Origin of the sequence: Shewanella sedimentimangrovi (genome assembly GCF_017354965.1) — a bacterium.
Classification (GTDB): domain Bacteria; phylum Pseudomonadota; class Gammaproteobacteria; order Enterobacterales; family Shewanellaceae; genus Shewanella; species Shewanella cyperi.
Window position 1 is genome coordinate 146,681 of sequence record NZ_CP071502.1, and the last position, 12,415, is coordinate 159,095.

Consider the following 12,415-nt stretch of genomic DNA (forward strand, 5'->3'; position numbering starts at 1 on the left):
ATGGGGCTGCCGGACACAGACAAGTTTCAATGGAATGGAGTCAGAACAATAATGCGATAAGTGAGTGCGGTTATGGCAGATGCTGCGAATGCTAACGAGGCTTTGATAAAAGTGCCGGTCGATAAATTGGCCATAGGCATGTATGTGTCGGCGGTTGAGAATAATGGCAAGCTTGCCATCGCCAGTGCCGGGAAAATCCGTCAACGCCAAACCATAGACAAGTTACTTCACAGTGGTATCCGGCATGTCTGGGTGGACATGGAGCGCTCTGACGAGAGTTGCGGTTTGAAGCCCAAGGCAGAAGCACCAAAAGTGGCCAGGACCAAAGTCAGTCGCAATCTGCAGCAAACCCAGGCCAAGAAAATCCTTTCCGAAGCCAAGGATCTGGTGCGCAAGGTGATGTCCGAAACCTTTGGTGGCAAGGCCATTGAGGTGACCCCCTTCGAAACTCTGGCGGACTCCATGTTGGAGTCAATCATGCTTGATGCTGATGCCTTCAAGTGCGTATCGGCGTTGAGAGACAAAGACGCCTACCTGCTGGAACATTCCATCAATGTGGCCTTCCTGCTAGTGACCTTCGGTCGACACCTTAAACTGGATCGGAATGTGCTGAAACAACTCGCCATTGGTGGCCTGTTGCATGATATCGGCAAGATCAAGGTCGATAATCGGGTGCTGCATAAACCCGGCAAGTTGACCCCTGAAGAATTTGAGCATATGAAGCTGCATCAGGTGTATGCCCAGGAGATCATTCAGCAATCCCAGGGCTTGTCACAGGTATCCAAGGATGTATGCCTGATGCATCACGAAAAACTTGATGGCCGCGGTTATCCGCGGGGGCTGAAAGGTGATGAATTGCCGCTCCATGGACGCATGAGCTGCATAGTGGATATCTTTGATGCCCTGACCGCCACCCGCTGCTACAAGGAGGCTATGAGCCCGGCCGCCGCCTTCAAGATTCTGCTCAGCCTGACCCCTTTTCATCTGGACACAGATCTGGTGTACGACTTTATTCGCTGTATCGGGGTGTATCCGGTGGGATCCCTGGTGGAGTTGTCGGACGGTCGGGTAGGGATAGTCTGGGAGGCCAAGGACAGGGATGCCTTGCATCCCGTGGTCAAGTGTTTCTATTCCATCAGAAATAAGCGTTACACAGAGGTTACCCTGGTGGACCTGCTGAAATCCGAGCTGCACATAGAGCGCGGCGTTTCCCCCGCCAGTCTGGATGTGGATCCGGCGCCCTTCTACTGATCAACCACAGACAGGGCAGGACGCCTGCTTTGCCAGGCGCATCTCGCGAAATTCCATGGTCATGGCATCTATCAGCAGCACCCGGCCCACAAGGGGACGGCCCATGCCGCACAGCAGCTTGATGGCCTCGGTGGCCTGCAGGCAGCCTATCATGCCCACCACGGGCGCCAGGATGCCGGACTCGACACAACTGAGTTGCTGCTCGCCGAACAGGCCGCTGAAACACTGGTAGCAGGGGGTGTCAGCGCCGTAGTCGAACACAGTCACCAGGCCTTCCATGCGGATGGCGGCCGCCGATACCAGAGGTACTCTGTGGCGGAAGCAACAGAGATTGAGCTGTTTGCGCACCTCAAGATTGTCGGTGCAGTCGAGCACCAGATCCTGTTTTGCCACCAGCGCATCCATGGCCGCTTCGTCCAGCAGGCCATGGTGAGTCTCTACCCTTATTCCGGGATTGAGCCCGAGCATACTGTCCCGGGCCGATTCCACCTTGGGCCGGCCAATATCGCCGTCGCTGTGCAACACCTGGCGCTGCAAATTGGACAACTCCACTGTGTCGAAGTCCACCAGGGTCAGTTGACCAATGCCTGCCGTTGCCAGGTATTGTCCGGCGGCGCAGCCTAGGCCCCCCAAGCCCAGGATCAATACCTTGGCCTGTTTGAGCTTTTCCTGGCCATCGATGTCCATGGCCTTGATGGAGATTTGCCGGCTATAGCGGATAAGTTCGGCGTCGCTGAGTATGTCCATGTGTTTTCCTGAAGCGGGCCTATGCCAGTGCACCGTGGAAGGGTTCAACCATTACAGTCTCGCCCACCTGCAGGTCGCCCTGGTATTGGTCCAGCAAAATAAAGCAATTGGCCAGACTCATGGAGGTCAACATGCCGGAGCCCTGGCTGCCGGTGAGCGCCACTTCCAGGGCGCCCTCGGCATTGCGGCTGAGTATGCCCCGCTGGTATTCCACCCGTCCCGGCTGCTTGCGCAGCGCAGTGCTGAGGGCCGCCGCCAATATCAAGGGTTGGCTCTGGGCCTGTCCCTGCAACTTCAACAGCATGGGCCATACCAGCTTGTGAAAGGTGACCATGGAGGACACGGGATTACCCGGCAGGCCGCAGAACAGCGCCTTGCCAATGCGGCCGAAGGCAAAAGGTTTGCCCGGTTTGATGGCCAACTTCCAGAAATGGATTTGCCCTTCCTGTTCCAATATTTGCTTGGTGTAGTCGGCTTCCCCGACCGAAACGCCGCCCGAGGTCAGCACCATGTCGGCCTTGGCCGCCGCAGTGCGGAATGCCTGGCGCAGCGCCTCAGGATCGTCGGGGATAACACCCAGGTCGAGCCATTCCACACCGGCCTTTTGCAGCAGGCCGAGAATGGAATAGCGGTTGGAATCATAAATCTGTCCCGGCGCCAATTCGCTGCCCACGGGCCTGAGTTCGTCACCGGTGGAAAAGAAGGCCACAATGGGCCTGCGCACCACCCTGAGTTGGCTGATGCCTATGGTGGCGATAACGCCCAGTTCGGCTGCGCGGATGCGGGTACCTGCCGTCAATACCCGGGTGCCGGCCTTAAGTTCCTCACCACGGCGGCGCACGTTGGCGCCCTTGCCCTTGGGGGCCTGAATAATGATGGCATCACCCTGCACCTGGGTCTGTTCCTGCATCTGTACCGTGTCGCAGGCGGCGGGCACCGGCGCACCGGTCATGATACGCACACAATGACCGGGAGGCAGTTCCCCCGTGAACGGATGCCCGGCGAAGGCCTGACCGGCGAGCTTGAAACTGCCGGACTCCTGGCCATTGAGCTCATCGAAGCGGAAGGCATAGCCATCCATTGCCGAGTTATCAAAGGGGGGCAGGTCGAGACCGCTGGCGAGATCTTCAGCCAGTACCCGGTCGAGGGCCTCGGCCAGGCGCACCATTTCGCTGTCATCAATGGCGCTGACCTGGGACAGCAACAGGGGAATAGCTTCGTCTGGGTGAATCAAACCGGGTTTGGCGCAGGGGTCTAGAGTCATGGGCATATCCGCAGGCTGGCAAAACAAGGGCTCATTATGCCATGCCAGCCTGCCATGGCCAGTGACAGGCTTGTATAAGTTTGAACTGAATCAGCTTTTACTTCAGCTGGTGCCCTTGGCCAGCTGCTGTTGCTCGGGGGCGAAACGCACCAACTGGCCATCCTGCAGGGTTTCGGCACCCCGGATCACCACACGATCACCGGCCTGCAATTGGCCCTGCACCGCAATCCAATCACCGGCACCGTCCCCCAGGGTGACGGCAAGGCGCTCGGCCTTGTTGTCGCCATTGATCCTGAATACAAAGGCGCCACTGGAGCGCAGCACTATGGCATCCCTGGGTACCAGGGTGGTCAACTGTGCCGGAGCAATGGGCAAGGCCAGGGACACCAGTTCGCCGACACTGATGCTGCCGTCGAGGGCGCCGGGCAGATCCAGCCTGGCCTCAAAGGTTTGCGAGCGCACGTCGGAAACGGGGATCAGTGAGCGGATACTGGCCTGGAACTCGCCGTCGGCATGGTAGATGTTCAGGCTGTCGCCGACCTTGACCCTGCGGCTGTGCTTGAGTGGCGCATGCAGGCGGATTTCCAGATGCTCGGGGTCGGTCAGGCTGACCACTGCCTCGGCCGGGCCTATATCCTCTCCGGCTTGATGCAGACGGTTGGTGATGATGCCGGCGAAGGGGGCCTTGAGTTCGGTGCGGTTGATGTTGTCCTGGATAATGTCCAGTTTAATCCGCGCCAGCTCCAGATTGCTCTTGGCCAGCTCCAGGGCCGTGCTGGCATCGTCCAGTTCATTGCGGGACACGCTCTGGCTGCGGGACAACTGCTGCAGGCGCTCAAAGTTGCGCTGTAACTGGGTCAGGTTGATCTGCTCGCGGCGGATCAACGCCTGCTGCTCTGTGTGTTCAAGCTCCAGGCGAGTTTTGTCGAGCCGCGCCACTGTATCACCGGCCTGGACCCGGGTACCGGCTTCCTGAACCCAGTCGAGGCGGCCGCTGACGCCCGTGGTCAGCTCGGCATTGTTACGGCTGTGAACCGAACCTATCACCATGATCTTGGGGGACAGGGGCCGATTCTCCACCTGGGCTGTGCTCACCAGGCGGGCCTCGGCGTCGGCGGCCAAGGTCGGCAGCGCCAGGGCCGCGATTGGCAATATCAGGGTGGCTACCAGCTTGTTCATGGTGTTACCTCGGCAATGCGGGTTGAATTGGAAGATGAGACTGTGTGGGATGCCGGGCTGGTCAGGCGCAGCAGGCTTGGCATCAGCAACAGGGTAAACAGGGCGCTGGCGGTCATGCCACCGACGATCACGGCGGCCAGGCCACGGTAGATCTCACTGCCAACGCCGGGCACCAGCATCAGTGGCAACATGCCGAAGATGCTGGTGAGTGTGCTCATGTACACGGGACGGGCCCGGGTCGCTACCGCCTGGTAGATGGCCTCGTCCAGCGCCAGGCCGTCACGGCTGCCCTGGCGGGTCTGGTCCACCATCAGGATGGCGTTGTTGACCACCAGGCCCAGCAGGATGATGAAACCTATCATGGTCAGCAGGTCGAGGCTCTGGAAGCTGAACAGGTTCAGCAGCCGCAGACTGATAACGCCGCCGCAGATGGCCATGGGCATGGACAGCAGCACCAGCAGGCTGTCCTTGGCGGACTTGAACAGGGCCGCCATCAGCAGGAACAGGATCAACACGGCCAGCAGGAAGTTGGTGCCCATGTCGCGTATGGTCTTATCCAGGCGGTCGGCGCTGTCGCGAAAGCCCAAGGAACTGTCGGCTGGCAAGGTGGCGCGGATCTTCTCCATGGCCTGGGTCTGTATCACCTCCATGGCCTCATCCAGGGACATGTCCGCCGGCGGGAAGATCAGCAGTGACACTGTGCGCTTGCCATTAACCCGCTGCAGCTGGGTCGGCCCCACGGTGCGGTGCAATTGGGTCAGCTCGCCTATGGTCTGGATCCCGGCGGTGCGGGTATAGACAGGGGTGGCTGCCAACTGCTCGGGCACTGTCCACTTGGGGCCCTTGAGCAGCACGTCCATGCGTTCGTTGCCGTCGAAGTACTCACCGACGAACAGGCCCGAGGTATAGGCCCGCACCGCATTGGCTATCTGGATGCGGTCGGCACCGGCCTGGGCCAGACGACGCTCGTCCGGAATGAGCTGCAACTCGGGCTGGGCCATGGACAGGCCGGGCAGGGGCCGCACCACGGCACCGGGCAGTGCCTGGTTGATGATCTCCATGCCCTGGCCGGCGGCTTCCATCAGAGCCTCCATATCGGGACCGTGGAAATCGACGTTGATGGCCCGGCCGCCGTTGAAACCGAATTGCAGCAGGGAGCCGCGACTGGGGTAGGCCTGGGTGTCGGGCAGGTCGATCAGTATCTTGTCCTTGAGCACCTGGATCATCTCATCGGCCCGGGTGGGATCCTCGGGATAGATAAACAGCACGTTAAAGGCGCCGTAAACGGAGAAGTTATAGCCCTTGATATAGGGTTGCTGCTGCTTGTCATAGTAAGGCTTGAGCCGGCCTATGATGGTTTCGCCCAGCTCCTTCTCCATGGTTTCCAGGCTGGCACCCGGAGGTAAGGAGAAGAAGGTGAATATGCCGTCCGAACGGGCCTGGGGCAGGAAGTCGGCCCTGGGCATCAGGGCCAGGGTCAGGGCAGATGCACCGAAAATCAAAGTAACACACCAGAACAGCGCCAGTTTCCGGGAGCCGGTCAGGGCCCTGACCTTGGCTGTCAGCCAGTGCCAGAAGCGTTCTCCGCTATCCTTTTCCGGCAGCTTAAGCCACAGCAGGTTGAATACCGGGATCAGGGTGACGGCGCTGAAGAAAGAAGAAACCACTGCCACCGACAGGGTCAGTGCCAGATCGGAAAACAGTTGGCCTTCGACGCCGGGCATAAAGAGTACCGGCAGGAAGATGGCGACCGTAGTGGCGGTGGACGCCAGCAAGGCACCCTTGACCTCGGCCGTACCCTTGAGCACGGCGCTGAGCAGCGGCTCTCCGCTGCGGTGCAGCCGGATAATGTTTTCCTGTACTATGATGGCGGCATCCAGCACCAGACCCACGGCAAAGGCCAGCCCCGCCAGGGAGATCACATTGAGGGTGCGACCCATGGCTTCCAGGGCCATAAAGGCGATCAGCAGGGCCACCGGAATGGTGGAGGCTATCATCAGGGTGGCCCGCCAGCTGCGCAGGAAAGCGAACAGGATCAGCAGCGCCAGCGCGGCGCCGACCCCCAGGTTGCCCTGCACCAGCAGGATGGCGCGTTTGATGTGGACCGAGGCATCGAAGGACAGCTCCATCACCAGCCCTTGTTTGTTCAATACCTCACGGTTCAGCTCCTCGATGGCGACATTGATACCGTCGAGCACGGCCACGGTATTGGCATCAAAGGTGCCTTCCACCGTGATGTAGTAGGCCGGGAAACCGTTGCGCTTGGTAAAGCCCTGCTGCTCGGCGGCGGCAATTTTCACTTCCGCCAGTTCGCTCAGGTGCACGGGACGACCTTCGTTATAGGTGACTATCAGGTTACCCAGATTTTCCGGCTTGTACTGACCGACAAAACGCACAGTGTACTGGCGCCGGCCCACATCGGCCGTGCCGCCGGAAATATCGGCGGCGCGGGATACTGTGGCCCGCAGCTCATCCAGGGTGATACCCAGGGCGGCGGCACGGAAGGGATCGAACTCTATGTGCAGTTCCTTGGGTTGGCGGCTTTGCAGCTGCACACCGCCCACCCCGGCAATCTGCCGCAGGCGGGGTTCCACCACGTCGTCGATCATTTTCTGGTAGTGGCTGAAATCGGTGATCGGGTTATCTGCCGTGGTACGAATGAGGATCGACGCCATGTTGGGCACGCCGTTATTGCCTCCGCCGACATTGATAAAGGGTTCGTTGGCGTCCAGCGGTCTGGGGGGCGTCTGGTTGAGGGCGTTGATCACATTGATCATCGCCTCCTGCATATTGGTGCCCACCTCAAAGGTCAGGGTGATACCGCCGAATCCCTGGGAAATGTTGGAGTTCATCTCCTCCACCCCCGGCACCTGGCGCAGCACATTTTCCTGGGGCTCAATGATATTGGATTCCATCTCCTGGGGCGCGGCTGCACGCCAACCGTTAAACACGGAGATCTGCGGTTGATGTATGTCCGGCAACAGCTGGATGGGCAGCTTGGCCACCGCCAGTACCCCAAAAATAAGGATGAGCAGCAGCGCCACCAGGGTGGCGGCCGGATTGCGGGTACTTTGGGTGGTGAGATCCATGCCAGTCCTTGCCAATGAAATCGAAATGTATCGCGCAAATAATAGGGAGCAAATGTTATTGCTTCCCACACAATTGGTTAGCAAATGTTGCACGAATGACCTGCCTGACTGGGATTGATAATGGTTAGCACTTGCAAATCATGGGGTTAGATAAATAAGGTTGCTTTTAAATCGCCCCTTGGGGAGAATGGTCGGCCATCGAAACAGGCTAAGAGGAAGTGCCATGCTGGCCAGCGCCATGATTGAAAAGCTCAACGAACAGATCAATATGGAGTTCTTCTCCTCCAATCTCTATCTGCAGATGAGTGCCTGGTGTGAGGATAAGGGATTTGAAGGGGCGGCCCACTTTATGCGCCAGCATGCCGATGAAGAGATGGGCCATATGCGCCGTCTGTTCACCTATGTCAGTGAAACCGGTGGCATGCCGCTGCTGGGCGCCATTGCCGCACCGCGCACCGAATTCAGCTCACTGCTGGCCCTGTTTGAGTACACCTATGAGCACGAGCAGCTGATCACCCGCAAGATCAACGAGCTGGCCCACACCGCTTTCAGCACCCAGGACTATTCCACCTTCCATTTCCTGCAATGGTATGTGGCCGAACAGCACGAGGAAGAAAAGCTGTTCAAAAGCATAGTCGACAAGATCCGTCTGGTGGGTGAAGACGGCAAGGCACTGTTCTTCATCGATAAAGATTTGCAACAACTGGCAAACAGCAGCAGTGACAGCATAATGAAGGCGCCGGCGGCCTAAGGTCGCAGCCCAATAAAAAACGCGGCCCAAACGCCGCGTTTTTTATTGCCAGTGTTACTGGTTAACGCACTGGCCCGGCAATTGTTGCTGTGGCAGCCAGGCGCTGATTTCTTCAAAGCTGTGTGGCCGTGACAGCAGATAACCCTGGCCATAGTCGCAGCCCAGGGAGGCGAGGAATTGCCACTGGGCCTCGGTTTCTATGCCCTCGGCCACCAGTTTCATCCCCAGAGATTGGCCCATGTTGACTATGGCGCGCACCAAGCCGGCGTCGGACTCGCCCTGGGGCAAGCGCTCGACAAAGCTGCGATCTATCTTGATCACAGAGATGGGGAATTTCTTCAGGTAACTCAGGGACGAATAGCCGGTGCCAAAGTCGTCCAGATAGATATCACAACCCAAACGGGCAATGCGTCTGAGGTTGACCAGACCGCGGCTGTTGTCATCCATCAGCATGCTTTCGGTGATCTCGATATGAACCTGTGATGCGTCCAGCTGGTGGCGTTCCAGCGCCTTGGCCAGCAGCATATCGAAACCATCCCCCTTGGTATGTTGCAACTGGGCACCTGAGACATTGATGGCCATGGTGAGCGGCCAGCCCCTGGCGTGCCACTTGGCCAGATCGGCCAGCGCCTGCTCCAGCACCCATTGGCCCAAGGTTTCGATCAAACCGGTTTCTTCCGCCACCGGAATAAACCTGTCCGGAGAAATAAAACTGCCATCGGCCTGGGGCCAGCGCAGCAGCGCCTCCACACCTGTCACAGTGCCCTGATGCATATCCACTATGGGCTGGTAATGGAGGCAGAAGGCTTCGGTCTGGACTGCCTGACGCAGTTTTTGTTCCAGATCCAGCCGCTCGCTCATGGCCCTATGCAACCCGGGAGTGAAATAACGGAAGGTGTTACGGCCATCGTCCTTGGCCTGGTACATGGCGGTTTCGGCATTGCGGCACAGGGTTTCCACATCGCTGCCGTCTTCGGGATACAGGCCTATGCCCATGCTGGCGCTGATCCCCAGCGACTGGCCGCCGAGTTCGAAGTTACCGTCAAGGCAGGTCGCCAGCCGGGTCGCCACTTGCTCTATGGCAAGATCGTTGGCCAATCGCGGCAGGATAATGACAAACTCATCGCCGCCGATGCGGGCGAGGAAATCCGCTTTGCCCATATGGCTTTGCAGCCTGGCCGCGACTGCCTTGAGCAGCTCATCCCCCAGGCTGTGGCCCTGGGTATCGTTGATGAATTTGAACCTGTCCAGGTCGAGGCTAATCACCGCCAACTTGCGTTCATCGTGACGGGCCAGACTGATTTCGTGTTGCAGGCGCTCGGCAAACAACTTGCGATTGGGCAGCTGGGTCAGGGGATCGAAATGGGCCTGGTACCAGATGTCCTGCTCGTACTGCTTGCGGCGACTGATGTCCATAAACAGGCCTATGTGCTGCACCACTTCACCGGCGTCGTTGCGTACCACGGTAATGGCCAGGTATTCGGGATAGATCTGACCGTCCTTGCGCCTGTTCCAGATCTCGCCTTCCCATTTATCCTGGTTGGCCAGTGATTGCCACATGGTTTCATACAGGTGTGGCGGATTGCGGTGGGCGCTGAGCATGGAAGGATTGCGGCCCTTGACCTCCGCCAGGCTGTAGCCTGTGATGCGACTGAAGGCAGGGTTCACCATTTCGATATGGTTATCGGCATCTGTCACCATGATGCCTTCGGCGGAATATTCGAACACTGCGGCCGCACGGCCGAGATCCTTGCGGAATTTCTGGTATTCACTGAGCATCTTGTTCATGGCAAGCGCCATGTCGGCAATTTCGTCCGAGCCCTTGATGTCTATGCTGAGCTCCAGATTGGGATTGTCGGCCATGCGCCGCATATCCCGGGCAATGGCCGCTATCTTGTTCATAAAGCTGGCAATGATTTTGCGCCCCAGCCAAATGGAAGCGATCAAAATCAGGTTGGCCATCAGCAGGTAGAAGCAGATATAAAACAGGGTCAATTTTTGTTGCTGCTGACTCTGCCTTGCAATTTGAAGGCGTATCTCCTGACCCAGGGCATGCAGTTGCCCCAGGCGCTCCTGGGTCAGGGCGTGCCATTGGTCGAGCAACATGGTTTGGCTGGGTTGCTGCAGGGTCGACAGGGCAGCCTTCAGGGGCGGCACAAAGGGCGCCGCCGCTGATGACTTGGGTTGCGGCCGCTGATTGCTGAGACGTTTAAGCTCCAGCAGTCCCTGATGCAGTTGGCCCAGGGCCAGTTGTTGATCTTCGCCAAGGAAGGGGGAACCCAACATGGCATCCAGCAATTGCCGCGCCGCCTGCCAGTCGAGCTGGAACCGCTGCAGATCCGTATTGTCGCCACCTTGCCAGTAGAGCTGGAAGCTCTGCAGCAGGCCGGAACCGGCCACCAGGTGTTCAAGTTCGTTGGCCTGATCCCGCAAACGATATTGGCCCTGTATTTGCCGGCGCAACAGTTCCAGTTTTTGCTGGGTCAGTGAAGCCTGTACCAGACCAAGACCTTGTCTGTGTGCAGGTGAAAAGGTCTCTTTGGCTCGCTGAAGCGTGTGTTCCTGGGCCAGAGCCAAGGCGTTGAAGGCGTCGAGGCTGACCTTGCCGGCCAAAATCAGCGGCACCAGTTCGTTTTCCCTGACGGTCAATTCGGCCAGTTGAAACACTTCCGACAGTTCACCATAGGCCCGGGCCTGTTGCAGATCCTGACTTTGGTACTGTAATTGGCTCAGCAGCAACATCAGCCACTGTTTCAGGGGGCTGAAGGGCAGGGGACCGGCCACACCCACAGCATGTTGATTCTGACGCTGCAATGCCAGTTGATAACCGAGCCGACGGATTTCATCGAGGCAATTTCCGAGGCGCATATCGCCGGGAAGGGGTTGAATTTGCTGCTGTAAATCTTTGACGGCATCGCTTGCCAACAGTTGCTCCAGCAGTTGATTACTGCGCTCTCCCGAGGTCTCAAGCTCGGCCATGGGGCTGTTGGGCCAGGTGAGGAGCAGTAATTGTTCCTGCTGCAATTGCTCCAGCAGCGCGGCTATGTCTCCGGCGACTATGATGGCTTGGCTATTGTGGTTGTCTGCCTTGGTGGCTTGATGCAGTTCCCAGGCCCGGTTCATTCCCATCAGGGCCAGCAGGACCAGGGGCAGAATGGCAAAGAGGATTAACTTTTGCCTCAGACCGAGGTGATGCAGTGACAGCATGTCGTGGGACTCCCTGTTCCGACAAATGGGTGAAAAGGGTTTGGGCCAGGCAGTAGTATCACAGGCGCGGCTTATGAGGCGACCCTTATTTAATGGATTTCTAATCCTGCTCACAAAAAGGAAGTTTCAGTGGCGAAGGGCGATGTTGAGGGTTGCGCCAGCGGTGGCGCAGGCTGCTGTCACTGACTTGGGCACATAAAAAAGGCGGCCAAGGCCGCCTTATGCTGCATTAGCTGCATCAGGCAATCTTGCTCTGGATTTGCAGCCGGTAGGCCACCAGATCTTCGATGCTGAGTACCGGCATGCCGTGGTGATTGGCGAAGCTAACTATTTCCGGCAACTTGGCCATGGTGCCATCGGCATTGGTAAGTTCGCACAGCACCCCGGCCGGGGCCAGGCCCGCCAGTTGCATCAGATCAACAGTGCCTTCGGTATGACCGCGGCGGTTGAGCACACCGCCGGGTTGGGCCCGCAGCGGGTAGACATGGCCGGGTCGTGCCAGATCGTCGGGTTTGGCATCTGCGGCTATGGCGGTCTTGATGGTGGTGACCCTGTCGGCGGCCGACACCCCTGTGGTGACCCCGACCTTGGCCTCTATGCTGACGGTAAAGGCGGTGCCGTACTGGCTGGAGTTGTGCTCCACCATGGGGGGCAAGGCCAGCGACCTGAGTTTGTCATCCGTCAGACACAGGCAAACTATGCCACTGCATTCGCGGATCAGCATGGCCATCTGTGGCACGGTAAGGGACTGGGCGGCAAAAATAAGATCGCCCTCGTTTTCCCTGTCCTCGTCATCGACCAGGAGTACGCCCTGGCCCCGACGCAGGGCGTCCAAGGCGGCTTCCACCCTTTGTTGGGCATTGCCAAAAGCGCTGAGTAAAGACTGATTCATGGTAAAAATCCTTAAAAAATTGAGTTTTACTGAAT

At 58.4% G+C, this 12,415-nt stretch carries 8 protein-coding genes; 2 read left to right on the plus strand and 6 right to left on the minus strand.

The annotated features are described in order from the left end of the window. Window positions 1–72: 72 nt before the first annotated feature. Window positions 73–1,251: an HD-GYP domain-containing protein gene (locus JYB85_RS00630; protein WP_207380631.1), complete on the plus strand. Its 1,179-nt coding sequence runs from the start codon at window positions 73–75 to the stop codon at window positions 1,249–1,251. Here JYB85_RS00630 and moeB read toward each other — a convergent pair whose 3' ends face one another. From moeB to JYB85_RS00650, 4 genes are all read right to left on the minus strand, one after another. Continuing rightward, window positions 1,252–1,998, minus strand: coding sequence for a molybdopterin-synthase adenylyltransferase MoeB (gene moeB, locus JYB85_RS00635; protein WP_207321552.1), 747 nt, complete (start codon window positions 1,996–1,998; stop codon window positions 1,252–1,254). It lies immediately after the preceding gene. A 19-nt stretch (window positions 1,999–2,017) separates the two neighbouring features. Then, the gene (moeA, locus tag JYB85_RS00640) at window positions 2,018–3,268 is read right to left on the minus strand and encodes a molybdopterin molybdotransferase MoeA (RefSeq protein ID WP_207380632.1); all 1,251 of its coding nucleotides are present in this window, start codon (window positions 3,266–3,268) and stop codon (window positions 2,018–2,020) included. A gap of 96 nt (window positions 3,269–3,364) precedes the next feature. Beyond that, window positions 3,365–4,441 carry an efflux RND transporter periplasmic adaptor subunit gene (locus JYB85_RS00645; protein WP_207380633.1) on the minus strand — a complete coding sequence of 359 codons (1,077 nt, stop codon included), beginning with the start codon at window positions 4,439–4,441 and terminating at the stop codon, window positions 3,365–3,367. Continuing rightward, complete coding sequence (locus JYB85_RS00650; RefSeq protein ID WP_207380634.1) at window positions 4,438–7,530, minus strand: efflux RND transporter permease subunit; 3,093 nt, start codon at window positions 7,528–7,530, stop codon at window positions 4,438–4,440. The genes JYB85_RS00645 and JYB85_RS00650 overlap by 4 nt, the downstream gene beginning before the upstream one ends. 223 nt (window positions 7,531–7,753) lie before the next feature. Here JYB85_RS00650 and ftnA point away from each other — a divergent pair, with 223 nt between their 5' ends. Beyond that, complete coding sequence (gene ftnA / locus JYB85_RS00655; protein WP_207321556.1) at window positions 7,754–8,281, plus strand: non-heme ferritin; 528 nt, start codon at window positions 7,754–7,756, stop codon at window positions 8,279–8,281. Between the two features lie 54 nt (window positions 8,282–8,335). Here the strand turns inward: ftnA and JYB85_RS00660 are convergent, their stop codons facing one another. Together JYB85_RS00660 and ribB are read right to left on the minus strand one after the other, a co-directional pair. Further along, window positions 8,336–11,488 (minus strand): EAL domain-containing protein, encoded by a 3,153-nt coding sequence (locus JYB85_RS00660; protein ID WP_207380635.1) that lies wholly within the window; start codon window positions 11,486–11,488, stop codon window positions 8,336–8,338. A gap of 238 nt (window positions 11,489–11,726) precedes the next feature. Next, a complete protein-coding gene (ribB, locus tag JYB85_RS00665) occupies window positions 11,727–12,380 on the minus strand; it encodes a 3,4-dihydroxy-2-butanone-4-phosphate synthase (protein WP_207380636.1) in 654 nt (217 codons plus the stop codon). Between the last annotated feature and the right edge of the window lie 35 nt (window positions 12,381–12,415).

Bases quoted from the DNA above. Each gene is read 5' to 3' on its own strand.
- ftnA (WP_207321556.1), top strand. From the start codon at position 7,754: ATGCTGGCCAGCGCCATGATTGAAAAGCTCAACGAACAGATCAATATG.
- JYB85_RS00650 (WP_207380634.1), bottom strand. From the start codon at position 7,530: ATGGATCTCACCACCCAAAGTACCCGCAATCCGGCCGCCACCCTGGTG.
- JYB85_RS00660 (WP_207380635.1), bottom strand. From the start codon at position 11,488: ATGCTGTCACTGCATCACCTCGGTCTGAGGCAAAAGTTAATCCTCTTT.
- moeB (WP_207321552.1), bottom strand. From the start codon at position 1,998: ATGGACATACTCAGCGACGCCGAACTTATCCGCTATAGCCGGCAAATC.
- ribB (WP_207380636.1), bottom strand. From the start codon at position 12,380: ATGAATCAGTCTTTACTCAGCGCTTTTGGCAATGCCCAACAAAGGGTG.
- JYB85_RS00630 (WP_207380631.1), top strand. From the start codon at position 73: ATGGCAGATGCTGCGAATGCTAACGAGGCTTTGATAAAAGTGCCGGTC.
- JYB85_RS00645 (WP_207380633.1), bottom strand. From the start codon at position 4,441: ATGAACAAGCTGGTAGCCACCCTGATATTGCCAATCGCGGCCCTGGCG.
- moeA (WP_207380632.1), bottom strand. From the start codon at position 3,268: ATGCCCATGACTCTAGACCCCTGCGCCAAACCCGGTTTGATTCACCCA.